Annotated in this window: 36 protein-coding genes; 8 read left to right on the top strand and 28 right to left on the bottom strand. The window is 38.8% G+C overall.

What is annotated here, in order from left to right:
* From OO775_RS06805 to OO775_RS06735, 15 genes are all read right to left on the bottom strand, one after another.
* Window positions 1–294, bottom strand: a 294-nt coding sequence (locus OO775_RS06805; protein WP_264846331.1) for a hypothetical protein, incomplete at its 3' end; no start/stop codon positions are given.
* On the bottom strand, window positions 287–568 hold the full coding sequence (locus OO775_RS06800; RefSeq protein ID WP_264846330.1) for a hypothetical protein: 282 nt from the start codon (window positions 566–568) through the stop codon (window positions 287–289). The genes OO775_RS06800 and OO775_RS06805, both read right to left, overlap by 8 nt.
* A gap of 33 nt (window positions 569–601) precedes the next feature.
* The gene (locus OO775_RS06795; RefSeq protein ID WP_264846329.1) at window positions 602–940 is read right to left on the bottom strand and encodes a cell wall anchor protein; all 339 of its coding nucleotides are present in this window, start codon (window positions 938–940) and stop codon (window positions 602–604) included.
* Window positions 941–947: 7 nt separating this feature from the next.
* Window positions 948–1,169: a hypothetical protein gene (locus tag OO775_RS06790; protein WP_264846328.1), complete on the bottom strand. Its 222-nt coding sequence runs from the start codon at window positions 1,167–1,169 to the stop codon at window positions 948–950.
* Window positions 1,170–1,236: 67 nt separating this feature from the next.
* Window positions 1,237–1,713: a hypothetical protein gene (locus tag OO775_RS06785; protein WP_264846327.1), complete on the bottom strand. Its 477-nt coding sequence runs from the start codon at window positions 1,711–1,713 to the stop codon at window positions 1,237–1,239.
* Window position 1,714: 1 nt separating this feature from the next.
* Window positions 1,715–2,713 (bottom strand): hypothetical protein, encoded by a 999-nt coding sequence (locus tag OO775_RS06780; protein WP_264846326.1) that lies wholly within the window; start codon window positions 2,711–2,713, stop codon window positions 1,715–1,717.
* 13 nt (window positions 2,714–2,726) lie between these two features.
* Window positions 2,727–3,332: a DUF6046 domain-containing protein gene (locus OO775_RS06775; RefSeq protein WP_264846325.1), complete on the bottom strand. Its 606-nt coding sequence runs from the start codon at window positions 3,330–3,332 to the stop codon at window positions 2,727–2,729.
* Window positions 3,329–5,416, bottom strand: coding sequence for a phage tail tape measure protein (locus OO775_RS06770; RefSeq protein ID WP_264846324.1), 2,088 nt, complete (start codon window positions 5,414–5,416; stop codon window positions 3,329–3,331). The genes OO775_RS06775 and OO775_RS06770 overlap by 4 nt, the downstream gene beginning before the upstream one ends.
* Before the next feature lie 247 nt (window positions 5,417–5,663).
* Entirely contained in the window at window positions 5,664–5,852 is a 189-nt protein-coding gene (locus OO775_RS06765) for a hypothetical protein (RefSeq protein ID WP_264846323.1), read from the bottom strand.
* An 8-nt stretch (window positions 5,853–5,860) separates the two neighbouring features.
* Window positions 5,861–6,181, bottom strand: coding sequence for a hypothetical protein (locus tag OO775_RS06760; RefSeq protein WP_264846322.1), 321 nt, complete (start codon window positions 6,179–6,181; stop codon window positions 5,861–5,863).
* A 23-nt stretch (window positions 6,182–6,204) separates the two neighbouring features.
* Window positions 6,205–6,639 (bottom strand): hypothetical protein, encoded by a 435-nt coding sequence (locus tag OO775_RS06755; RefSeq protein ID WP_264846321.1) that lies wholly within the window; start codon window positions 6,637–6,639, stop codon window positions 6,205–6,207.
* Window position 6,640: 1 nt separating this feature from the next.
* Window positions 6,641–7,819, bottom strand: a complete 1,179-nt coding sequence (locus OO775_RS06750; RefSeq protein WP_264846320.1) for a DUF2586 family protein — start codon at window positions 7,817–7,819, stop codon at window positions 6,641–6,643.
* Window positions 7,820–7,891: 72 nt separating this feature from the next.
* A complete protein-coding gene (locus OO775_RS06745) occupies window positions 7,892–8,239 on the bottom strand; it encodes a hypothetical protein (protein ID WP_264846319.1) in 348 nt (115 codons plus the stop codon).
* Window positions 8,240–8,316: 77 nt separating this feature from the next.
* Complete coding sequence (locus OO775_RS06740) at window positions 8,317–9,186, bottom strand: phage major capsid protein (RefSeq protein WP_264846318.1); 870 nt, start codon at window positions 9,184–9,186, stop codon at window positions 8,317–8,319.
* Window positions 9,187–9,237: 51 nt separating this feature from the next.
* Complete coding sequence (locus OO775_RS06735; RefSeq protein ID WP_264846317.1) at window positions 9,238–10,197, bottom strand: HK97 family phage prohead protease; 960 nt, start codon at window positions 10,195–10,197, stop codon at window positions 9,238–9,240.
* Window positions 10,198–10,436: 239 nt separating this feature from the next.
* On the opposite strand from OO775_RS06735, the gene OO775_RS06730 reads away from it, so the two are divergent.
* The 5 genes from OO775_RS06730 to OO775_RS06710 all read left to right on the top strand — a co-directional run bounded on the left by OO775_RS06730 (window position 10,437) and on the right by OO775_RS06710 (window position 15,810).
* Window positions 10,437–10,862 (top strand): hypothetical protein, encoded by a 426-nt coding sequence (locus OO775_RS06730; protein WP_264846316.1) that lies wholly within the window; start codon window positions 10,437–10,439, stop codon window positions 10,860–10,862.
* The gene (terL, locus tag OO775_RS06725) at window positions 10,852–12,429 is read left to right on the top strand and encodes a phage terminase large subunit (protein WP_264846315.1); all 1,578 of its coding nucleotides are present in this window, start codon (window positions 10,852–10,854) and stop codon (window positions 12,427–12,429) included. The genes OO775_RS06730 and terL overlap by 11 nt, the downstream gene beginning before the upstream one ends.
* Window positions 12,430–12,568: 139 nt before the next feature.
* Window positions 12,569–13,027: a DUF1320 domain-containing protein gene (locus OO775_RS06720; protein ID WP_264846314.1), complete on the top strand. Its 459-nt coding sequence runs from the start codon at window positions 12,569–12,571 to the stop codon at window positions 13,025–13,027.
* 45 nt (window positions 13,028–13,072) lie between these two features.
* Window positions 13,073–14,299, top strand: a complete 1,227-nt coding sequence (locus OO775_RS06715) for a phage portal protein family protein (protein WP_264846313.1) — start codon at window positions 13,073–13,075, stop codon at window positions 14,297–14,299.
* Between the two features lie 110 nt (window positions 14,300–14,409).
* Window positions 14,410–15,810 (top strand): ADP-ribosyltransferase, encoded by a 1,401-nt coding sequence (locus OO775_RS06710; RefSeq protein ID WP_264846312.1) that lies wholly within the window; start codon window positions 14,410–14,412, stop codon window positions 15,808–15,810.
* On the opposite strand, the gene OO775_RS06705 is transcribed toward OO775_RS06710, so the two are convergent.
* Window positions 15,807–16,007, bottom strand: a complete 201-nt coding sequence (locus tag OO775_RS06705) for a hypothetical protein (protein ID WP_264846311.1) — start codon at window positions 16,005–16,007, stop codon at window positions 15,807–15,809. The genes OO775_RS06710 and OO775_RS06705 overlap by 4 nt on opposite strands.
* A 64-nt stretch (window positions 16,008–16,071) precedes the next feature.
* On the opposite strand from OO775_RS06705, the gene OO775_RS06700 reads away from it, so the two are divergent.
* From OO775_RS06700 to OO775_RS06690, 3 genes are read left to right on the top strand one after another with little or no spacing between them, the layout of a single operon-like run.
* Window positions 16,072–16,551, top strand: a complete 480-nt coding sequence (locus OO775_RS06700; RefSeq protein ID WP_264846310.1) for a phage virion morphogenesis family protein — start codon at window positions 16,072–16,074, stop codon at window positions 16,549–16,551.
* A gap of 57 nt (window positions 16,552–16,608) precedes the next feature.
* A complete protein-coding gene (locus OO775_RS06695) occupies window positions 16,609–17,211 on the top strand; it encodes a hypothetical protein (protein WP_264846309.1) in 603 nt (200 codons plus the stop codon).
* Window positions 17,208–17,660, top strand: coding sequence for a hypothetical protein (locus OO775_RS06690; protein WP_264846308.1), 453 nt, complete (start codon window positions 17,208–17,210; stop codon window positions 17,658–17,660). The genes OO775_RS06695 and OO775_RS06690 overlap by 4 nt, the downstream gene beginning before the upstream one ends.
* Here OO775_RS06690 and OO775_RS06685 read toward each other — a convergent pair.
* The 12 genes from OO775_RS06685 to OO775_RS06630 all read right to left on the bottom strand — a co-directional run bounded on the left by OO775_RS06685 (window position 17,657) and on the right by OO775_RS06630 (window position 23,179).
* Window positions 17,657–17,902 carry a hypothetical protein gene (locus OO775_RS06685; RefSeq protein ID WP_264846307.1) on the bottom strand — a complete coding sequence of 82 codons (246 nt, stop codon included), beginning with the start codon at window positions 17,900–17,902 and terminating at the stop codon, window positions 17,657–17,659. The genes OO775_RS06690 and OO775_RS06685 overlap by 4 nt on opposite strands.
* A 96-nt stretch (window positions 17,903–17,998) precedes the next feature.
* Window positions 17,999–18,451, bottom strand: coding sequence for an LvrA C-terminal domain-related protein (locus OO775_RS06680; RefSeq protein WP_264846306.1), 453 nt, complete (start codon window positions 18,449–18,451; stop codon window positions 17,999–18,001).
* 68 nt (window positions 18,452–18,519) lie between these two features.
* Window positions 18,520–18,834, bottom strand: a complete 315-nt coding sequence (locus OO775_RS06675) for a hypothetical protein (RefSeq protein ID WP_264846305.1) — start codon at window positions 18,832–18,834, stop codon at window positions 18,520–18,522.
* Between the two features lie 15 nt (window positions 18,835–18,849).
* Window positions 18,850–19,020, bottom strand: a complete 171-nt coding sequence (locus OO775_RS06670) for a hypothetical protein (protein ID WP_264846304.1) — start codon at window positions 19,018–19,020, stop codon at window positions 18,850–18,852.
* Window positions 19,017–19,808, bottom strand: coding sequence for a hypothetical protein (locus OO775_RS06665; protein WP_264846303.1), 792 nt, complete (start codon window positions 19,806–19,808; stop codon window positions 19,017–19,019). Before OO775_RS06665 ends, OO775_RS06670 begins: the two co-directional genes overlap by 4 nt.
* A gap of 3 nt (window positions 19,809–19,811) precedes the next feature.
* Complete coding sequence (locus OO775_RS06660; protein ID WP_264846302.1) at window positions 19,812–20,363, bottom strand: hypothetical protein; 552 nt, start codon at window positions 20,361–20,363, stop codon at window positions 19,812–19,814.
* Window positions 20,364–20,384: 21 nt separating this feature from the next.
* Window positions 20,385–20,810, bottom strand: a complete 426-nt coding sequence (locus OO775_RS06655) for a hypothetical protein (protein ID WP_264846301.1) — start codon at window positions 20,808–20,810, stop codon at window positions 20,385–20,387.
* Between the two features lies 1 nt (window position 20,811).
* Entirely contained in the window at window positions 20,812–21,567 is a 756-nt protein-coding gene (locus OO775_RS06650; RefSeq protein WP_264846300.1) for a ParB/Srx family N-terminal domain-containing protein, read from the bottom strand.
* Window positions 21,568–21,641: 74 nt separating this feature from the next.
* A complete protein-coding gene (locus OO775_RS06645) occupies window positions 21,642–21,905 on the bottom strand; it encodes a hypothetical protein (protein ID WP_264846299.1) in 264 nt (87 codons plus the stop codon).
* A 117-nt stretch (window positions 21,906–22,022) separates the two neighbouring features.
* A complete protein-coding gene (locus OO775_RS06640; protein ID WP_264846298.1) occupies window positions 22,023–22,688 on the bottom strand; it encodes a DUF3164 family protein in 666 nt (221 codons plus the stop codon).
* Between the two features lie 21 nt (window positions 22,689–22,709).
* Complete coding sequence (locus OO775_RS06635) at window positions 22,710–22,994, bottom strand: hypothetical protein (protein WP_264846297.1); 285 nt, start codon at window positions 22,992–22,994, stop codon at window positions 22,710–22,712.
* Window positions 22,991–23,179: a hypothetical protein gene (locus OO775_RS06630; RefSeq protein WP_264846296.1), complete on the bottom strand. Its 189-nt coding sequence runs from the start codon at window positions 23,177–23,179 to the stop codon at window positions 22,991–22,993. Before OO775_RS06630 ends, OO775_RS06635 begins: the two co-directional genes overlap by 4 nt.
* Window positions 23,180–23,323: the final 144 nt, after the last annotated feature.

The raw sequence follows: 23,323 nt of genomic DNA, 5'->3' as shown, positions 1-23,323 counted from the left end.
TAAATTTATCGCCCAAATGCTGATGCCTTGGGGTTTTTCAATCACTTGTTTATCTTCCCCGCTGAATGCCGTAGCAGGGTTTGTTTTGTTGTTATTGTAAATTGCTAAAACAGTTTTATTTGCTTTTTTTTCTGCGTCATAGCTAATAAATGCTCCCGCAACAATTTCATCAACAATACTACTGCCATTGGCAACGGCTAAATCAAAAGCATATTCAGGCGTTCCGTATAGTTTGAGCGAAATATCCAACCAAGTTTGATTATTGTGTGCTTGATATGTATTAGACTTATTCATAATTTCCTTTGAGTTCAATTCCTTTTTCGTTAATCGTTAGTTTTTCAATATCAAAACCGTCAGCCTCTAACTGCACACGAATGTTCCGAGCAAAAAAGCGGTCAATAACACCGTTTTGGGCTTTCTCTAATCCACAGCCTGCTTCAGGGTGTTCTTTCCATTCGCCTTGCATTGATTTAAGTAACATTTCAACGGACTGATTTTGACTTTCTCCTGCGAAAAAATCACCGTTAATCAGTTGCAAATCATCGTTTTCTAATAAAATATCTTTCATTATTTTTAGCGATTAGAATTTAGGGATTAGTTGTTAGTTTTTAGTTCCCCCTTCGGGGGTTAGGGGGCTTGTCTTTGCTACCGACTTACCATTTAATTGTTTGTATTTGGTTAATTCTGTTGTAAGCCCTTCTACCGTGCTTTCAAGTTCTCGAATGGTCGTTTTGGCTGCATTAAGCTCTGTGATTGCTTTTCGCAGTTGCTCGCCTAAATCTTCTATCATTTCACGATAAATTTTTACGGCTTTGTCCACATTGTCTAATTCGTTGGTTTGTAGCTCGGCTTTCTCTTTTGGGCGACCAAAAAGCCAGCCTACGAATGCTCCTACAAAAGTGGTAATAACGGGCAATAAAATTTCTTTCAATAGTTCCATTTTTATATCATTTAATAGTGCCTATACCTTCTGCGGTTGTTGCTCCTGTATAACTTCCTGCCTGAAGTGAAATTCCCTTTTTAACAGTTACCTCACCACTTTTGACAAACTCATCAATGGCTGTGGCTAACTTTTGGGCATAGTCCTGAAAATCTTGCTGTTCCTTTTGGAGCATTTCTTTTTGGATTTTGATAATATCGTTTACTAATTTTGTTTTATTGAGTGCCATTGTGTTTAGATTGTTTGTTACTGATTGCCTGTCGGTGTGGTTGCTGAGCTTGTCGAAGTACTACCGACTATTTGAATAATTGATTAACTTTATTACCCAATTCATCAAATTTGCTTTTGTTCGTTAGTGAAAAATTCCCCACCCCTGATGGTGTTTGAATAATCGCATTTTTAAGCTCCGTTAAAAGCTCGTTTAAAAGAGTTTTAAAATTGATTTCATTTGTTTTTAAAAGAAATCCATCTTTGTCAATTTGAAACTCGGTTTGTTCTATCTTTATGCTAAACTGCTTGATTTGCGAATGATTTACAATTACTGCCATTTCTTTGGTTACAAACACACAAGCCACCAAGCTACCTACTTTCGGCTCCACAAAAACGCCCTTATCATCTACCTGTAAATAGGCATCATCAATGGGTGAAGAGCCGTCCAAAGGCTGTAAATCTGCCGTTTTGTTTTCAGTATCTACGCTGATAACTTGACAGATTTTAGCATATCGTTCATCGCCTGTTTGAGCCAATTTTTGTATTGCTTCTTTTAGTGTCATTTTAATTTACTGCGTTGCCTAATTCTATCTTTTGTCGATAGCCTTTCATTCCGAACTCTATTTCGTTTTTCTTGACCAAATACACCCCACTATTACCGTCAGAGGCGTGAATTTCTACCATATCGCACTTACTCACTTCGGGCGTTCCAAAGGTTTCAAACGAACCTTTAAAACCGTCTTTTTTGTAATTTTCGAGTGTTTTCTCGGCATACTTTTTCAGTTCACTTTCCGAAAGTCCGTCAATACGTATTTTAATCAAATCGCCGTCTTTATCGCCAATTTCAATAGTTGTTTTTTTGTGCTTTGCTCCGATGCTTTCTGCCTGAACCCTTGCTCGGATGTCGTCTTTATTTCGGTATTCCAAGTCTTCGGAAACAATATTTTTTCCGTGTCGGAAAACGTGTTTTTTGCGATTGTCAAACGGATATTTTAACCCTACATATAACACATTTTTTTCTCCTACCATTCTGAAATAAGAACTGAGCATATATTTTTCTTTGAGTTCCTGTAATTCCTCCGAAATGGTTTCTTTCACTATCCGATAGCTTCCCAGCTCCAAATCATTATCTATTAGCTGAAAATCAATAGCTGTATCTTTTAATAAATGCTGTAACACTTCTTTCAAACTTGCCTTTTTCCACGATTTGGGTTCGGCTTTTTTGAGCTTCAAAATAAACATACTATCCTCACATTTTATCGTTACGGGCGCTTTGGCATCTACACTTCGCACATAACCTACAAAGCGAGTAGTCAGTTCTCCATCATACCCCAATTTCACTGTAACTTTATCACCTCTGTGAATAGGCGGTTTTCCGTTTTTTATTACCGCTTCTTGCCACTGAATGTTTTTAGGTAGTTGAAGCTCGCAAGTATCGGTGAGTGTATCGGTATCTTCCACAATCTTACAATCTGCTACGGAAGTAAATTCCCATACTCGACCCTGACTCTCCGCCTTGTGAGGTGATTCTTCAATCAATATTTCACTACACAATTTTAGCATTTCTTAAATAATTTTATTGCCTCTCCGTGCTACGGAGCTTAATTTCGTATGGCTCGTCTGAAAGCATTTGTATTTGAAAACTTTGGCGATTGCTATGGGTTTCTTGTTCTAATGAAAAACCTGTTACCACAACTGATTTGATGCCAAAAACTTCTAAAAAATCAGACTGTACGCTAAGTGTTTCAGGCAGTTCTAATAATTCAACCACTTGCTTGGCTTTGTCCTCAGGATATTCCAATACGGTTTCATAATCAGTTCCTTCTCCCTCATACGATGATACGGTAGCATTTATTGAAATTTGATAATCTCCGTCAGAAATATATTCCTTAACCGTGCCGTTGCGCCCTTGTAGTGCCGTGGTTACAATGTTTTTTTCCTGATTAACAGAAATAATACATTCTTCAAATATTATTTTTTTATCCTCAAAAGCAAGTGCTAAGGAAGTCAGCCAATTTTTCCCCTCTAATTCCTTCAATTGAGCAAAGGTTGGGGTTCCTTCCTCGCCAATTTGCTCGGATACTTCAAAAGGTTTTGCCGTTTGCATTCCAAAGCGAAAAGCCAAGTGTACCGCTGTTCCTCTGGCAAGTTGTTCTGGGTTAGGTGTGAATACTTGTATCATGATGCTGCTGTAAAATCTGCTACTGCTGTGAGCATTGCTTCTTTAACTTGCTCAACAATCTGTTGTTTTCCTTCTTTTAAATTTGTTGTTTGAATGGTTATATTACCAATGAGGGTATTTACATTAAGCGACAACACCTTACCTGAACTACTGCCACCGCCACCACTTTTGCGTTCTTTTTCGGTAGCCTGTTTAGCGGCTACACCGCCAACGGTTGGTGTTTGAGGTATCTTATTACCTTTGGATACATCAAACACATCGGTATGATTGCCCGTGATAGGATTTGTTGCTATCTCTTTCTTTTCGTCATCTTTGGTTTCTTCTTTCTTTTCGTCATCGGTAATGAGGTTCATACGCTCTCGAAACTCCTCTACCGAACCAGCGGCATCTTTTGCCCAATCCCAATCGGTAAGCTCAGCCACCCACCCCAAAATACGCTGCAAAGGGTGCATCAGTACATCTAACAAAACAAGACCTATTCGCTTTAAAGCTCCTATAATTCCGTCCGACTTAAAGGCTTCTACGATGCTGTCCCAATGGCGTTTTATCATCATAAAAGCACTGATAAGCATTCCTATGGGGCCTAATAAAAGCATCATTGTAGAGCCAAAACTATCGAAATAATTGATTGCGGTAGCTATATAACCTACAAGAGCAACAATAGCCGCTATGATTAGTCCGATAGGATTCGCATACATTACCGCATTTAAAATACCCTGAGCTACTGCCCATACTTTGGTAGCACCTGTAACAATCGCCGTTTTAGTGGCTAAAATACCATTCCAAAGAGCTTGTCTTTTAGTAGCTACTGTAAAGGAGGTTACAATTGTTTTTAATAAGATAAACACGGGAGCAAGACTTGTTCCTTGATTGATAACATCAGCAATCACACCTGAATATCCAAAAAAACCTTCTCCTAAATTAAATATGGAAATCCTAAAATCATCAACTTGTGCTTTCAGTCGTGCATTTTTCTCGGCAGAACTTTCCATTATGATTTCGGCTTGTTCCATTGCCGAGTTTGTTCCCATGATGCTATCTGCCATAGCCTGAGCCTCGTCTGCTGTATTTATCATTGCAATAGCTGCTGCCATATTTTCCTTACCGAAAACTTTGGTCATCAATGCCGTATCGCCTTGAATTTTACGCAATGTCTTTAAACGTTCCGATAACGGAATGGATGTATCAGCCAAATAATCTACCGAAATACCCGCTTGCTGCAAACCTTCCGCTGCTAACTTCGAGGTAAATCGCCCTTCGGATAAAGTAGTTAGCACATTTCGCAATGCGATACCGCCCTCGCTACCTTTTTTTCCCGCTTGGTCTAATAGCTGAATGTAAGCATTGGTTTCGGCAAACGATAAGCCTGTTGTTTTGGCTACCATACCCACCTGTTCTAAGGCTTGTTTGATTTGTGGAAGCTCAGCAGAACCTTGTTGGGCAGCAGCGGACATTGTATTCATCATATCTGCCATTACCTTTGCTGCCGCTATGGGGTCATCCATCGACACACCGAACTGATTGAGCGAAGTGTTAAGTACTTCCGTTGCCGCCACCGTATCGCCCCCCATTTGCTTGGAGAGAATATTAACATTTTCGCCCATCATCCGCATTGCCTCACTATTTTTAGCAATGTTAGGAGAAAGTTGCGAAAGCATCATTTTATAACTCTCCACGTTGGCAGCGGCATCTGTTCCGAAGGCTTTTGCCGTTTGTCGTGCTGCTGTTTCAATTTCTTTTAGGCTATTTCCAGTAAGCCCCGTAATAGCAGAAAGTTCTGAAAGATTTTGGTTTAAAGCTAACCCAGATGTTGAAATTTGGGTAAGAGAACTTACCCCTTTTTCTATTAAGTCAAATGTAGCAAGCCAGTTAATTTTGGTAAGTCTTGTAGTTGTTTCGGTACTTTTAGAAATACCTTCAATAGCTTTAACCGTTTTGTCAGAGGTTTCATTAAGTGTTTGATTGATTTGATGAAGCCCCATATTGAGTGTATCCATATTGTTTTGTAAAGCCACAAAAAAAGCATTCACGGCTGTCTCGCCGTTCATATTAAAATTTATTCCGAAATTTATATTATTATCCATTCTTTTTTTGTATCTTTGGCTTGTTAAACAAAATGATTATTACGATGATAATTTTTTTAAAAAATCTATTGGTTACAATCAAATTTCTTTACCTTTTTTCCGTTAGTTTAGCTTTTGTTTTAGCTATTTTAGGGCTAATTAGTCATTGGTTATTTGGTTTTGGTGGAACTATGAGCGTTTGGGGCTTTATTTATACCTTTTTTATGTCAATTTTTGTATGGCTTCTTCCGTCAAAGGATTTATAAATTTACCCACTAAACAAAGCCTTAAATAGTTCGGCTTGGTTCTGCAATCTCCATTTTTCTATCCATAGGGCTTCGCAGTAAAGCCTTGTCCATTGACTTAATTGTAACCCTTCAGGGTCTATGTGAAAGTTGGCTCGTATCAGTGCATTAGCCTGTATCCGTGAATTGACTTCGGTAGTTTGCTCCGACAATGCGGAGCTTACAAGTTTTTTACCGACACGCTAAACGAGTTCATATAATGAGCCAAACACTCCACTGCTTTGAGCTTCAAAAAATCTCTGCCTTTAAAAGCCTCATCTGCCACAACTACACAATTGTCATACAAGGCTATCGTACCTTTTATCTCACTACTTTTTGATACAGACCCCGTAGCTTCCAATACTTTGAAAGTTGGTTCTTTAAAAATAGCGTGATAAGTTTTTTCCCCTTGCTTCACCTCTCCCAATACAAGGTGTCCGTGCTTGTTTTTCAACTCTTGAATTTCTTCGGGCGTTTTGCCACAAATTAATTGTTCTTGCATTTTAAATTCTTTTTAAATAGTTATTAAATTGACTTATCTTCAATATGAGAAACGATAAGTTCCAATTCTACTTCTTTGCTCATATCGCCTTCTTTCCAATCAAATTCGTTTTTGGTAAACTCGCAATTTTTCAGCACGTGGGTTACAATAGGCCCCGCCTCGGGTTGGTAGTTTACTACTATGTTAAACGGTGCTATTCTGAATAATTGCCCTTTTGGAGCTTTGGCTTTGAGTGCCATTATTGTACCCGAAAGTAAGGTGATAGAAGCAGTTGTTTTTATGCGTCCATATCCACGAGATACGGGGTGCCTACCCGCACCGTACACGTTCTCCTTTTCCATTTCTTCATTGTACTTTATAGCTCTAATACCCGTTACAGGTACGCCTCCGATATTTACCACAATGTCTGCCCAGCCGTACTCTCTGCCATTAATTAAAGGTTCTAATTCTACCGCCATTTTATTCTGTTTTTAAGGTTAAACCAATTCTTACAATGATTTCACGTAATGTTCCCGTAGGTACTAACTTGATAACTACTTCTAATTTTGAAGTTTTCAATACTTGCTGATTTGGGTTGATGCTTACTTTGTATCCGCTGAGTTCACCGTCTTTTTTCATCTGTGAAAGCACATCATCGGCAAGAGCTTCTAAGGATTTAACAGTTGAATAATCCAACTCGCCTGTATCAGGGTCTATGTATGCAGGTCCCGATACTTTCGGAAGTAACACCTTGTTAATACCACGAATTGCCTTGTCAATGGTTCTGTTGTTTTCGATGTAAGCGTAGTCGCTGGTAAGAACCGTTGCCGTAAAGCTATCATTAAAGAATGTACCTGTTGTTCCGGTATATTTTACCAGAAAAATATATCCTTTGTCGTGGATTGCTTCAATTTGCGCAGGTGTGTAATCGCCCAATTTTGAACCATCACAAAAAGCAGGCACATCTAATTCTAATGCTTTCTGCTCTCCACCTGTAAATGCCTTTTCGTAAGCGGTAGAAACCAAGTTTTGTTTCTCCACCCAGCCGATACTCTCGTGAACATTCGCCTTAGAGGTAGCTCCTAACACCGCACCTATACAGCCAATAGATGCCGTAGTTTGAGCAATATACGCCCCGCGTCCTGCACCATCTTGCCCCAATACCACACTCACACGCTCAGCGTTTAGCGAATGTAAATCGGGCAAAGAAGTCATATCCGAGCTTGAAACTTTAAGCGATAACAAAACGCTTAAAGGAATGTTTGCATTGCCCAATTCTGTGGCTATTTCGTTGAGTTTTGCTACTGAAGCCGAAAGCGAACTTACCGCCGTTTTAAAATCACAAATGGCAATTTGTCGGATATTGCCCTCAGCAAAATTTTGCAATATTTTTACCTCTGAATACTGTCCATCGGAATTTTCAACCGACTGTACGTATAGTTTTGCTCCTTCGTTAATTCGGAAAAACTCCGAAGCGTGGTAATGCAATACAGGATTGTTTTCCGCGGTAATGTTTTGCAGGGTCAAATCTTCCACCGAAAGTAACAACTTTTTTTCGACCGCTGTCTCGCCATAGACGATAAGCCCTGAAATATGGTCGCTACCGGTAAGGGTTCTGCCCAGTCCGCCTTGTTCTCTTATAAATTTTATTCCGTTCATTTTTTTAGTTGTTAGTGGTTAGCGTATAGCGTATAGAAACTGACTGCTATTCGCTGAACGCTAACCCCTTAATTAAATTGTTTTCTTAAACTCCGTGAGTGCCTCAATGAGTGCCTCCGCACTTTGGTTAGAGGTTTTGATGTCAAAGAATTTCACCAATGATTTCATTTGGTTATAATTCTCTTTAACCAATTCCAATGCCTGTAATTCAGCGATTTTTTCGGCACGTTTCACATCTTGGTTTTCGTTATTTGTATCCTCATTGAGGGTTGCCTTACGCACCAATTTGGTTACTTTCTTGTCGTGTAACTTGGCAGCAGTGGCATAGTTCCGTGCATCGCTTTCCAAGTAGAAATATTTGCCGTCTGAAGTTCTGTACACTTCATCTAATTTCGGGTTGTCTTTAAATATCTGTTCCATAAATTGATTTGTTAAACGTTTGAAATTTAAGGTTCAAACCTAAACTTTGAACCTTAAACCTTGAACCTTGAACTAAATTACTTCAACGCTGCAATGAATTTGTTCTCCACAGGCACGGCAATAAAGTAGTGCCGGTACGAGAGCAAACTTTTTTGGTTTTGCGGGTCGGTTTTTGCATCGGAGAAATACTGCTTGGTAAGTCCTGTTTTCTTGGCAATGTTACTCACCACAAAGGCTACCGAAGCCACTTTATCAGTACTTTCTTTCACTTCGCCCCACGCACGTTTTTTACCATCGGTTTTGTACACAGGCATTGCCACGTAAGTTTTGATTTCAAAACCTGCAATCACAGGCGATACTTTCCCTTGTTGGTAATTTACCAACTGTTCACCGAAACGATTTCGGTCTAATAGCAGGTCGTTAAAATGTTTTGGTGCAAGTACCAAACGTCTGCCTTCTTCGGGCCATTCCAACTCGTCGCATTTTTCTTTCAAAGCCACCAAATCCTCATAAGTACATTTTGCACCTGCCAATGAAAGTACAGGGGTTGTCGCCGATTCTTCGTCTGGGGCGATGGCGTGAATAGCCTTTTTGTACTTTCGTACCGTGATAGAATTGGTTTGGGCTTTGGTTACGGCATCAATCTTGTCGTAACTTGCTCCAATAACTTGGTCATCAGTAACCGAAGTAGGTTTGGTTTGGTACTTGTCCAACTTAACAGATATGGTTTCATCGTCATACTCTTGCAGAGCCAACGGATACGTTTTGTTGTTAATCAACACCTCTGGGTTGAAGTGTGTAGCAGGGATATGGATAATGTTTTCCTCTCCCATTTGCATTACGTCGCCGTCCAATTCGGCAACTCCGTCTAAGAATGGAGCCGTAGCACCATTTTCAAGGGTTTGTCTTACGCGACCCTCCCAAATTTCTGGAAAATTCTTTGGCATTTTTTATAATTGTTAATTGTTAATGATAAATGGTTAATTTACAATTGATAATTAACCATTGATAATTGCTTTGTAGCCCTCTGGATTGGCATTTTTGAAAGCCAATTGCTCATCAAGGCTTAGTTTCTGAAAGTCCTCCATCGTTGCTATGGTGTCAGTCCCCACAGGGGCGGTTTGTCCTCCCGCAAAGGTTTTACGAGTAGGAATAGCGTCCAAAGTGCTTTTTGCTAACTCATAATTGTCATTTGCCAACTGCAAAAACGTGGCTTTTTTGTCGGCGGTAATTTTGCCCTGTTTTAAAGCGTCCTCTACCAATTGCGTGGCAAGGGCTTGTTTTTGGGCTTTTTCTTTCTCTAAAAAGGCACTTACCTTTTCTTCCGAAAGTTTAAGTTTGGCTTCGGTGTCTTCTTTGGCTTTTTGAAGATCTAAAATCCCTTTTTCTACTTCTTCCAACGATAACTCTTTGGTTGTCGTTGCAAATCCTAAAGCGATAATCGCCAGTTGTCCTAATTGTAATTTCATTGTATTTCTATCTTTTTTATATGGTTCGTAATCGGTGGCTATGCTTAGGCACAGCTCTTTAATTTGGGTTTCGTCTAATAGCTCGCCGTCCATTTTCAGTACTAAGGCTTTGGCATTGCTCGGAATGGCTACGATAGATGCCTCAAAAATTTCGCATTTAGTCATTGTTAGGTTGCCTTGACTATCCATTCGCAGGTCGTTACGTTTGAAGGAAAGCCCCATACTGGCACCTTTGATAAATCCGCGTTCCACCTTACCTGCAATCAGCTTGGCATTTTCGTCTTCCATATCAAAAGAAGTTTCAGCCGTTAATAAGCCGTTTTCTTTTTTAATGTTTACCCATTTGCCAATTACCGAAGCATTGGTATTGGAATGTCCATCAAGCATTACAGGATTTTCGTTAAAACGGCTCAAATCAATCCCTTCGGTTACTACCGTAAAGCCATAGGAATTTTGTTTGCTTTGGTCGTTTAATATAAATGTTGGCATTTGCATTATCGTTTGTTTTCGGAGGCAAAATTCCGTCATAAACAACTAATACACAAATAGTTGTACGCTAACAATACAGTTTTGTTCGGATTTCATACAAAAGTGTCTTATCTGCGTACAATTATTTTCATAATCAGCGTTTTAATCTGAATTTTGCCCGCAAAAAGATTTTATTAACCATTAAAAAGAGGTGTCCCCAACATCTTTAAGCCCCTCCTTGGGAGGGGTTGGGGAGGATAATGGCAAAAAAAGACACCACAAGGCTCAAAGCCGAACAATATTATATAGAGAATATACAGGCTACGCAAAGCGAAGTGGCAGAACTGTTTTCTGTACGCCCTGCCACCATTGGCGAATGGGCAAAAAAATACGACTGGGAGGAAAAACGACTGAACTTTCACGCTTCGCCTACAATCATCAAGCAGAAGCTACAAGCCGAAACGATTCGTATAATGAATGGCGAAGGGGCTACTTTCTCAGCCGATGCGGTGGCTAAGCTAATGGCGGCACTCGACCGATTAGACAAACAGGCAGACCCTATTACCGTATATAAAATACTTACCGAATTAGACTATTTTATATCGCAAATAGACCCCGAATTTGCCCGTCAATGTACCAAATTTCACAAGCAATTTTTACAACATAAAATAAGCAATGAACAATAAAAAATTTGCCAAACTCTTACAGGATTACGACAAGCATTGTCGCATCATAGACAAAGCTACATCTGTCAATATCCACGAAACACCTGCCAACCAACTGCATCGCCGAAAGCATTTGGAAGGCGACTATGTGAGTTGGTTTGAGTACTATTTTCCGAATTATGCCAAAAGCAAATGTGCTTGGTTTCACGCCAAGTTGGCGAGCCTTATTATTAAAAACAAAAAACTGCGATTACTTGCTGAAATGTATCGCTCAGCGGGTAAATCCGTGCATATAGATATGGGGATTCCGCTGTATTTGTATTTGGCAAAAAACGATTTGCGATTTATGTTACTCATCGGCGAGACCGAGCCCAAAGCCAAAAAGTTACTGTCGGGCATACAGGCTCAGTTACAATATAACAACCGTATCAAACACGACTACGGCGAAAAATTCTCGATAGGCGATTGGGCAGATGGCGATTTTGCCACTTCGGACGGGGTGCGGTTTATGTCGCTTGGTTTTGGACAAAATCCGCGAGGTGCCAGAGAGCAGGACGCACGACCCGATTACATCGTAGTAGATGACGTGGATAGCAAAAAATCCATTCATAACGACCGTATTATGCGAGAAAGCGTGGATTTTATTACCGAAGATATTTGGGGTTGTTTTGACACCGACCAAAACGCCACCGAACGCTTTGTTTATGCAAATAACAATTTTCATAAAAACTCCATAACCAATCGGTTAAAACAATTGTTCATCCCCCTAACCCTCGAAGGGGGAAAAGTTCCCTCTCCTTCGGGGAGGGATAGGGAGGGGATTGTGTTTGAAATATTGTCAGTTTCCGCAGTAAAAAACTTGCAGGATTTTACCCCCGAATGGAAAGAAAAAACATCTGCCGACTATTGGCGTGAAAAGTTTTCTAAAACACCCTACCGCTCTTTTATGCGAGAGTATATGCACGTTCATATTGAAGACGGAGCTATTTTCAAATACGAAGATATTAAGTACAAAAAGCCCTACAAACTCAACCAATACGAAGCTCTGTGTTTTTACGGAGATTTGTCCTATAAAGAAAATGCCGATTACAAGGCAATGGTTTTAGTAGGCAAAAAGGGCAAGGAATTTCATATTTTACTGACGTATATGCAACAAAAAAGCCGTGCCCATTGTGCCAAATGGCTTTATGACGTGTACGAGCAGTTTAGCCTTGACCGATTCAATATTCGCTATATGATTGAAGGACTTTTTGCTATGGACGAATTTGTAAACGACTTTGACACTGAGGGCGACAAGCGAGGCTATTACATTCCTATTGTTGCTGACAAACGCCCAAAATCGGAAAAATTTGACCGCATCGAAAGTCTATCAGGACACTTCGAGCGTGGTAATGTTTTTTTTAATGAGGAGCAAAAAAATGCCGATATGCAAACCCTCATCGACCAGTTTTTAGCCTTTGAGAAAGGAAGCGGAGCTCACGATGATGGTCCCGATGCCGTTCACGGAGCTTTTAAATATGTTAATAACCGAACCCGACAAGCCACCAGCCGTTATGCCTTTGGCGAAAGGGTAAATCATAAATTTTAGGCAATAGGGATTAGGTTTTAGGCAATAGTTTTTTAAGTAACAAGTACCAAAATCCAAGTGTTTTGAATTTTGAAACTTGAAAACTTGGCTCTTGTACTTTCTAACCCCTAATCCCTACCCCCCCTAAATCCTAACAACTATGTTTGCAACAAAAGACGATTTAAAAAACAACATTTACAACTACCAAACCGACCAAATAACGGAAGGGGACGACACTATTGTACTGCAAGCCTTAGAAACTGCCGAGCAAGAAGTACGTTCTTATTTGGAGTTTAACGACCGATTAGAATACTTAGACGGAAGGCCGCACTATGACACTGATAAAATATTTTCGGCTCGTGATACCAACCGCAATCCGCTTATTCTGAATTTGGTAATTACCGTAGCCAAATGGCATATCATTGATTTGGCTAATGTGGATATTCTCTACGATAGAGCCAAAGAACGCTACGACCGTGCCATTGATTACCTCAAACGGCTTTCTAAAGGCGAAGTAACTATCAGCTCATTACCATTGGTTAATAAAGAAGATTTGCCTGCGGAGGCTCTCCGTGCTTTTCGCTTCGGTAGTCGCCCAAAATTTAACCACGAGGGGTGATGCACCCCTGCATATTATTTTAAATACTTTTAAAGATTGTTGAAAATGAAAAAAAATACATACCCGAATAAAAAGCGAGTGCCGAAAATCACCCCGAAAATAGCTCCACAAATCGTTCAAAAGCCACTTTCTATCGTGCGTAACGATGTGCGTACGTGGAAATCTGCCCTTGCTATGGCAATGCACCCCGACAATCCAAAAATGTTTCCGCTGTACAACTTATACGAAGATATACTTACCGATGCACGGCTGTTCTCGCAGATTGAAAACCGCAAACAGAAAAGCATCGGAGCGTTTTTCAATATCAAAAATCCCAACGGCGAAACTAACGAGGAACTCACCGCTGGGCTACAAAATTCACTTTGGTTTAATCAAATCATCGGTTACATTTTGGACAGCCGTTATTTTGGTTATTCTCTCATTGAAATTTCCACTTCGGATGCTCCCTCTCCTTCGGGGAGGGTTGGGGTGGGGATTTCCCTTATCCAAAGGCAAAACGTATTGCCCAAAAAGGGACTGATTTTGAAAGATGCTACCGATGACAAAGGGGACGAATATTTTAAAGCACGAGAGTACGGCGTTACGCTTTTGGACTTCGGTGTGGCGGGTGATGTGGGGCTACTCAACAAAGCCGTACCGCATATTCTCTTTAAAAAATTTGCTCAAAGTTGCTGGTCAGAACTTTGCGAAATTTACGGTATTCCGCCCCGAGTGATGAAAACCAATACCCGTGATGTACAAGCTCTGAATCGTGCTGAACAAATGATGCGTGATATGGCGGCTGCGGCGTGGTTTATTATTGACGATACCGAAAATTTTGAGTTTGCCTCTACAGGTACACCTGCCTCGGGCGAAGTGTATAACGGACTCATTCGCCTTTGCAATGAGGAAATTTCATTGCTTATCTCGGGAGCAATTTTAGGACAGGATACCAAATTTGGTACTCGTGGCAAAGAACTATCCTCTCAGGAAATTTTAGCCGATTTGGTCAATGCCGACCAAACACTTGTAGAGCAATATATGAATGATAAAGTACTTCCTGCACTTTACAAAATAGGTTTATTGCCCGTGGAGGCTCTCCACTTTGAGTATGACAAAAGCGAGGATATTTCCGAACTTTGGACAAGAACCAAAGATATTTTACCCTACAAAGAAGTAGATAATGAGTGGATTAAAACCAAGTTTGGTATTGAGGTGTCCTCACCCCAGCCCTCTCCGAAGGAGAGGGAGACAAAGCTCCAAAATCTGTTTTTAGATTATTTTTTCGATTAAACCTCCCGCCACACGAAAAGCCCCCTCTTTCGGAGGGGGTTGGGGGGAGGATTTACTTTAAGGCACTACACAAAAATTTACAAGAACAATACAAGCCTTGTGGTTGTCCTTTGTGTGCCTCCCTTAATCTCTCCGAAGGAGGGAGAAAAGCCCTCTCCTTCGGAGAGGGTTGGGAAAGGATTTTAAAAACCGCCGAAAAGGCGTTTAAAAAACTCTTTGACAAAGGCAGTTACAAACCCGAAGATTTGTTCAAAACCAAAGAATACAAAGCATTGGTTAAAGAGACCACAAAAGCGTTTAACTCGACTATTTCGCACAAGGTAACGGACGATTTACGCAAGCATTTAGAACACGGCAATTTGGCGTTTTCGGGACTAAAAACACACGCTCAGCTTACCGAAGCTCGTAGCCTACTCAAAGACGAAAACGGAAACATACGCCCTTATTATCAGTTTGAACAGGATATTTTAAAACTTAACAATACCTACAACAAAAACTATTTGGAGGCAGAATATGAGTTTGCGGTACAATCGGCTCAGAGTGTGGAGCGTTGGCAAACTTTCTCGGACGATGCCGAGCGTTACTGGTTGGAATACCGCACTGCGGGAGATGAACGGGTACGTGCCGACCACGATGCCCTGCGTGGGGTTTGTTTGCCCAAAACTGACCCTTTTTGGGAAAGTTATTATCCGCCGTTGGGTTGGCGTTGCCGATGTACTGTGGTGCAGGTATTAGCCTCTGAAAAACAATTGTCGGATAGCAAAAAAGCACGAGAACTGGGCGAAAGAGTCACCACACAAATCGGAGCAAGTGGCAAAAACAAGTTGGAAATGTTTCGGTTTAATCCAGCCCTTGAAAAAACATTGTTTCCGAAAAATAATAGTTATAGCAAAGTGGTGGGAGCTGATAAGGTTAAAAGGGAGTTGGAAAAAGAAAAGCCAATAACATACAAAAACGTTTTTGCACGAGAATTAAGGGATGTTTACCGCGAACAAAATTTTGACAAAGATAACGAAGATATTATTATGGGACGAAAAACAACAGGCTATGTACAAACAGCTAACTCTTTTGATATTAACGCTGATTTAAGAGAAAATATACCTTTATCAAGCGAAAATAAAATAATTGTTGAGGCGTTGGACAGCCTTATAAAAAACAACAAACTAAAAGATAATATGATGTTGTATAGGAACGTTAGAAATGATTTTATAGAGGCTATTTTTGGGGTTAAGTCAAGTAGCAATATCTCTCAAATGATAGATGATATAAAGAAGACAAACATTACTACTTATGCTGATAAGGGGTTCACATCTGTTTCCGCCATTAAAGAAGATAATGCGTTCAAAGGGAGATCAGTTCACTTGGAAATCAGAACCAAGAAAGGAACAAATGCTTTTGTTACTTCTAATTACGAAGAAAGCGAAATTATTTTAGGTAGAAACCAAAAAATGAACATTATTGATGTTACAGAAAATAATGGAAAAATCAAATTGATACTTGAAACAGATTAAGCAAAGAAACGAGCTAAAATTTTTGGAAAGCCCTCACGCATTAAAAACTCTTTTTCTTTTGGCTCAGAAAAATCAATCTCGCCGTGAATGCACATATAATGTATTTCGGTTACCTTATAGCCGTGCTTCTGCTCAAAAGACTTTAATTCGTCCTTTGTAAAAAAACGCTCGGAGATGTAATATTTTTTAGCTTCCATACTGATAAACTTTTTTGCAAAGATACAACTAATTTTAAAATAACTTTAAAAACCTTTTAAAAAAATGAACCTAAAACAAATAATGCAACAAACCTTAGAGGATGTTCGCACAAAACTCAAAGAGGAATTTGATAAAAACTTTGAGCGAAAAGCCTTTTTTGATAAGCGTTGGAATGAAACAAAACTAATCAATAAGCGAGGCTCGCTAATGATGCGTTCGGGGAAATTACGCCGTTCTATCAATGCCAAAGTGCAAGGCAATAGCGTTATTTTTACCAGCAATATGCCATATGCTGCACTCCATAACGAGGGTGGAGTAATCAAAGTAACCCAAAAAATGAAAAAGTTCTTTTGGGCAAAATACATCGAAGCGGGTAAAAAAGGCATACAAGCCGAGCAGTTCAAAGCCTTAGCACTCAAAAAAGTAGGCGATACCATTGCCATAGAACAACGCCAATTCATCGGCGAACACCCTATGGTATATCGGTGGATAAGATTTTATTTGCGTAAAAATATAAAAAAAGCGTTAGATAAAATCACATAATAATTTGTTTATATTGTTTTTTGTACATTTGTGCATTATTAAACAAATCAAAATACGATGAATTTTTTAAAGAAAATCTTTTCAAAAGGAAAGAACCACACAAACAAAACGGAGGAAAATACAAATACAATCAACATTGACATTGACCTCTCAAAAGAAAGTATAAGACAAAGCATAGAGGAAGCTAAGATTGAACGCAGCAATATATGGAAATATATACAACCCAAAATAGATTTTTATGATAGTAAAGGAAATCCTATATTTGAAACAGATTGGGTTAATCAAAGCGAAAGAAAAGAGGTGGGATTTTTAGGAAAGAAAATTTATTCAGAAAATAAAAAATTTTGTGTTGTGGGGGTAGCCTCTGATAGTGGTCTATATAACATCGCTTTGGTAGATGTAGAACTTCAAAAAGTTTTATATAAAAAGAAGTATAACAACCCCAGTGTATATGCTGTTTCTAATAATGGAAAAATTGCTTTTGTAGAGAGGCTTCAAAATAGTGATAGAATATCAATTTTAAACCAAGAAGGAGATAAAATATTTGAAAAAAGACATAACTACTTTATAAGTGACACTCCCTTTGAATTTACAAAAGATGATACTATGTTTATCTATGAACTGCATACCAATCATAAAATTATAAAAATAGATTTATGAAAGAAATCTTACAAACCTTGCAAAACCGAATCGCCGAAATTAAAGAAATTCGGTATATTGACGAAAATTGGGGACAACTAACTTATTATGAAAGTAATATGCCCGTGCAGTTCCCCTGTTGTTTAATTGATATTGGTAATATACAATATTCCAATGCGGGGAGAGACGCAAAACAACAGCCACAGCAACGACAAATCGGCAGAGCAGAAATACGCTTTACTATTGCTGATTTAAAACTTACCAACACCAGTTTGAGAGCTCCACAAGGACAAAAAGACAACGCTTGGGCAATATGGGAACTGTTGGAACAGCTACATAAAAAGTTACATTATTTCAGCCCGAAAACGAATGTATCGCCACTCATTCGACTTTCTACTCAGCATATAATGCGTGATGACGGTGTGCAGGAGTATGAGATAGTGTATATTTGTGAAGTGCAAAATGTTTAATTATCAAATAAAGTAAGTTGCTTAGTGGCAGGAGGCAAGGCAGCAAGTTCTTCATCGACAGCTGTGTTAAGCACCCGATAAAGTGTATCTCTTGATATAAAAAACTTTGGGTAAATAAACTCACGCCAAATTACTGCAATAGGTATATAACGGCAGTCGTGTTTATTAAACTCGTCCATTATAGCCTTGTAACGCAATAATTGATTTCTCCTGCGCCCATATCTCATTTTTTCAGCAACCATATAAAAAGAATTTTCTTTTTTTGCAAAATTACAAAACGCCAACTTATTATGCAAGTTGGCGTTTGTTGAGAGCCTCGACACACAATTTTTTATTGCCTAATCTCTATACTCATTATTATAATACTCTTTGTTCAAATAGGTAGCTAAATAGGCTTTGGCTTGTCCTGTTCGTTTCAAATGTGCCTCATAGCCTTTGAGCGACAAAAATACTTTGATAATTTCTGCTTCTTTGAGTTTGTTAAACATTTTGATAGCATCTTTTTTGCCCATTTTGTAGTTGTATGTCTCCCAAAGTGCCTCGAACGATAAATCAGGTGCTATTTTTGTGATAACAAAATGCTCTTTAAAAGGCGAATTAGTTTGCCAATATTTCATTTTCAACTCATCAATCGGAAAACGATACGTAGCGAAAAGCCACGCTTTTTGTTGCTCATTCAGCGGTTCGCCTACAATTTCAAACACTTTTAAATTACCATTTAAATCGTATTTAAAGACATACACAACCGCCGATTTTTTACCTTTCACTTGATATGTAGTCAGTTGCTCCATTATTCCTCACCCCCGCCTCTCCGAAGAAGAGGAGCTCCGTGCGTTGAAGTTGGGGCTTTCGCACTTGGTTACGCTAATTGTTGGTTGATTTCTGCGATAATTTTCCGAAGTACATTTTTAGAATATTCTTCATCGACAACATCAATAAAATCGCTAAAAAACTGCTCTATCATATCCGCTTCATATATTTTAAAGCTGATTTTACGTTTTTTCTTACTATCGTGAAAACCGATGTAAAAACGCTGCGTTTTCACGGCAACTTCTTGCATAATACTTAGTTGCACTCGCTGCCTTCGAGTTCTTGGTTGTGCCTCTTTACTTCTGTTAAAATAAATAGACAACACCTTAGTTACGTCCTTAGATAGTTTTAAACTTATTTTCATCGTAATTCGTAATTATTATAATTCATATTCAGCCTCTGTCAGTTGCTCGCCGCAATCTTCGCAAAAAACGGCAACAAGTTCTAATATCCAAGTTGCGTCAATGACCTTTTTTACTGTATGTTTATGCTCACAAGGTTTGACTATTTCGAGCTCGCATTCTATTTGGTTGATTTCTTCTGGTGTCATTCTATTTGTTTTTTTAATATTATGTCATCACTTGTAGGCATTTGTTTTGTTATCATCTCGGGCGTTTTATAGTCTTTTGGGTCTGTATATTTGCTGGGCATTGACTGATGAAGCATTGCCCAACGTTCCATTTTTTGATTCATTTCTTGCTCATATTCTTCGTTTGTCATTTTCATATTCCACATCATAAACCCAATAGGAAATTCTCCACTCAAACCCCAAGTTTTGGAGTTTGATATGAAATTTTTTATCAACGGTCGCCCATTGGTAAAAAACCATCTGAAATTTGCCATTTTAGGACTTTGTAAAATATCTAATTTGTTAAAACTACACAGAAAAACCGGTGAAAGTTCAAAACCTACTCTGTAATAAAAACACTCCACGCTATCGTTAGTACTATATACATCTTGCGTTCGGCTTTTGGGTTCAGCAGGAAGTTTTACATACGGTGGGTTCATAAAAACCACTAATTTATTACTCATTTGTGCCTGAAAAATCCGATGTGGTAAATGAAAAATATCATCATTCAAAAAATCAAATTGCCATGCTTTAATGCCTTTATTCTGCATAATTTTAACATCTTCTTCCTCCAAAGTTGAAGCATATTTTTCGCAATTTTCGGGTAGAGCCTCCAATAGTACGCCTTCTCCCGCCGTTGGGTCATAAAAGGTGTAATATTCCAACGGCAATGGCAAATACGCCCGCATATATTCAACGGCTAAATCTGCCCATATCTTAGGCGTGTAAAATGCTCCTGTTTGTTTTTGTCTTTCTTTGCTGAGTTTCATAGGTTAATATTTAAAATTCGTCCAGTGAATGATTTTGCCCTCAAAGCAAGTGGTTTCGTCTTTTTCGTAGGGATAAAAATAGTTTAGAAATTCAGTAATGGATTCAAAGCCGTCATTGATTGCCAAGCTGTGCATTATGGGGCAATCGCCCTCTGTGGATAAGCTCCTGAATAAGTACTCAATCCCTCCATCGTCAATCCTTGCTGCCTCTACACATTCATCATCAATATACAGATATACGAATGAAGGGGCGTAATCTAATTTGATGGTTTGAATATTCTTTACAGGCACTCTCGGGGCGAAACAAAAGGCTTTTTTTGTGCGATTATTGATATAAAAGTCAATCGTTTTCCCTACTTGCCAACGGTTGGTTTTGTCCTCTCGTATGGTGTGGATTTTCGGAGCGAATGACCAATTGTCCTCAAACTCGTACTTTCCAGAGGTTTTACCCTCGTGATAGAATGGATCCACACAATGATTTTCAAGTCCTGCCCAAATTTTCTCTACGAAGTAGGTGGGTTTTCCATTAATTTTGGTTTTGAAAGGTAGTATCATTTGTTAATTGTTCGTTGTTAATTACTTATATTTTGATTTTATCATATTTTCTATCGCAAAAATCACTTTGCTTAGCTCTTTGTGGCTCATATCCATTAACGCCTTTTTCACGGGCGAACGCTTTGAGATAAGCCAACCGCCGAGCTTATTTAGGTCGGCAATAATTCGCCCGTCGTGGCTCACGACCCAGCCGAGTTCGTGGCAACGTGCCAAAATGGTAAGGTGTTGATTGTTATCGGCATCAAAGCGAGCGTAATAGCTTGCGGGTGCTACCCGCCCTTCTTTCAGAAATCTAATTAACTGAAAGGCTTGTTTTTCAGTTAAGTCTTTGGTAGATTTGATTTCCATACCGAAAAAATCGGATAGAAATTCCAATCGCTCTGTGCGGTCAGAGAAACGCTTATTTAACAGCGTTTGAATGATTTTGATTTGGTCTGTGGTTATCATATTAGTATTGTAAACTCACTTTTTCTCTACTTTTGTAATTGTAGATGTTTTCAAGCAATATTTTATATTGAGATACATTAGCACAATGCCCCATCGCCAAAGGTTGTAATTTTAATTTCTGCAACATTTGCGAGTGATTATAATTAGGGTGCTTAAATAACCCAATCATAGCCTTAACGAAAGTAGCCCTGTTAAAACCATCATAGTAAGGTTTAAGCATCATTATTTTCTCGGCATTTTCATATGATAGTTTTAAATTTTTTACCTTAAAATCACCTTCTTGGAAAGAACGAATGCGTCCGACCTCTTCACCTCCCACTTTATCTGATTTTGAATTTGCACCTAATGTATTATCCACGAGAATGTATTCTGAAACGGCTATACCAAATTCGGGAAAATCTTTCATAAATTGTCTCATTTTTAAATATTCAGTATAACCCAAATCGCAAAAAGCGTTCAAATAATCTATTTTCTTCCAATTGCTCATATTGGTATTGAGTAATTGCACTTCACGCAATCCATAGCCCTCTACCACAATGAAATTAACAGGTAAATTCAGAGCCTTTATAGCACTAAAACGATGTTGCCCGTCAATGATTTCAAATCGCTCATTTACAATAATAGGCGACATTAAATATTGCTCCTTAATAGAACGTTTAATGCGTTCAATGTGAATACTATTAACGTTTCGATTTCCTTTTAATGTTTTAAATTTTGAATAATCTGTGGTTTGTTTTACTTGATTTACGGTTGTCATTTTCAAATCGTTTTAAAATTAGCTCCGCTCGGGGGCTTGAACCCCGATGCCTGCCCGTGCGGAAAATGATGTAATTATTTTACTTCAACAAAACAGAGGCGAATTTTATCAAGCGGAAAACCAAAACTTGATTTACTTTCAAGGGGTTGCACTACAATTTCATCTTCTGTAGTTCCTGAAAAAGTAAAGATAAATTGTTGCCCGTCTGTAAACATTATGTAAATTCTTTTGCCTTCTTGAATGCTTTCTATTTCGGAAAGCTCAATAGATTTCATTTTCAACTTCAACTTTCTACCACTGGAAAGTTTCATTTCACAAATAAATGTTTCTTTTGCCATTTTTAAATCTGTTTTAAATTCGGTTTTAATGTAGGGGCGTAATGCTTACGCCCGTTGTTTGTTTATGTAAGGGCGTAAGCATTACGCCCCTACGGATTGCCTGTCGGTGCTACCGACTTAGTCTATCGAAAAATTAAAATTTACTCGTTTTTGAACACCATTACCAAAATCTACCATTTTGTAACCTCGGATATAGCGTGAGGTGCGAATGTCCTGCATCGCTTCGTTTACAATGTCCATACCCTCGTTGAACAATTCGCTGTTGGCTCGGCTTCGCATTGAATTTAGTTCTCTGACTTTCTTTGGATTGTAATTCCCTTGTACGTCCGTTTTCAAAGCTACGTTTAGGAACTCCATCAGTATTTTTTCATTTTCGGACTCACCCGCAAGGGAAGCCATATACTGCTTAATTTTGACAATCCCCTCAGATTCCGTTCCGTTGAACGTAGAACGCACATTCCAACCGATTTTGATACTTGCCGAGCCGTCATCAAGGGTAAAAGTATGGCTGTCTTGCTCTCGTTTGTCGTTGCCAAATACTTTGGCTCGCAATTCGATAATTGTTTCAATATTACCAAACAATATCAATATTTTGTCCTCCAATGCTCCTCGTTTGTCAATGAAAAAATCAATATTTTCACGAACAAATCCGTTTTCCAATTCTTTCAAAAGAACCTTGTCTTTTGCTTTTTGCTCTTTCTCTTGTTTTACAAGTTCTTTTGCCTGTTTTACAAGCTCCGCACGCTGCTCGGCAGATAAATTGTTGATGTTTATTGCTTCCATTTTTTATTGTTTATTAAATGATTAAATGATATTTTTTAACTCGTAAATTATTTTTAATGGGAAAAACTGTATAGCTCTTGGAATGCCATTGTCAAGCCATTTCAGTTCTCTATCATCAGAATATCTAAACTCAGGAATATCCCAACCGTTATTCCGTATTATTTCCTGCAATAGTTTAACTTTCTCAGGAACTTCATCTGTTTTGTTCGCTCGATATTGGCAAATTTGCAAACGCTCTTGCCACGAGAGAACGTGAATAAAATTATCCAATCGTAGTATCTCAATATACTCATCTGTTCGTCTCATAATATCTCTATTTCAATGAATTGCAAATTATATTCGTCCATTTCGACCAATTTGGAAACGTAGTAATTACGTGCTGCTTCCAAGCGATGACGCTCTTTTGCCTCGTGGTGCGAGTAAAACAACTCAGCATTGATGTTACTTACTTGACTTTCGAGCCATTCTCTTGTTACCTGTTTTGTTTTCATAAATCAATTTATTTTTGTTAATTTCAGTTCTTTGGCTATTTCTTTTAAAAGTGTTGCAGGATAAATATTCTGCACATTTTCCTCGTAAAAACAATCAATCAAATAAGCGATATCTTGGTCATTCAACACTTCCAAAGGCTCGTA

Source organism: Capnocytophaga catalasegens (assembly GCF_026005215.1).
Classification (GTDB): domain Bacteria; phylum Bacteroidota; class Bacteroidia; order Flavobacteriales; family Flavobacteriaceae; genus Capnocytophaga; species Capnocytophaga catalasegens.
This window is presented reverse-complemented; position numbering and strand designations above follow the sequence as displayed.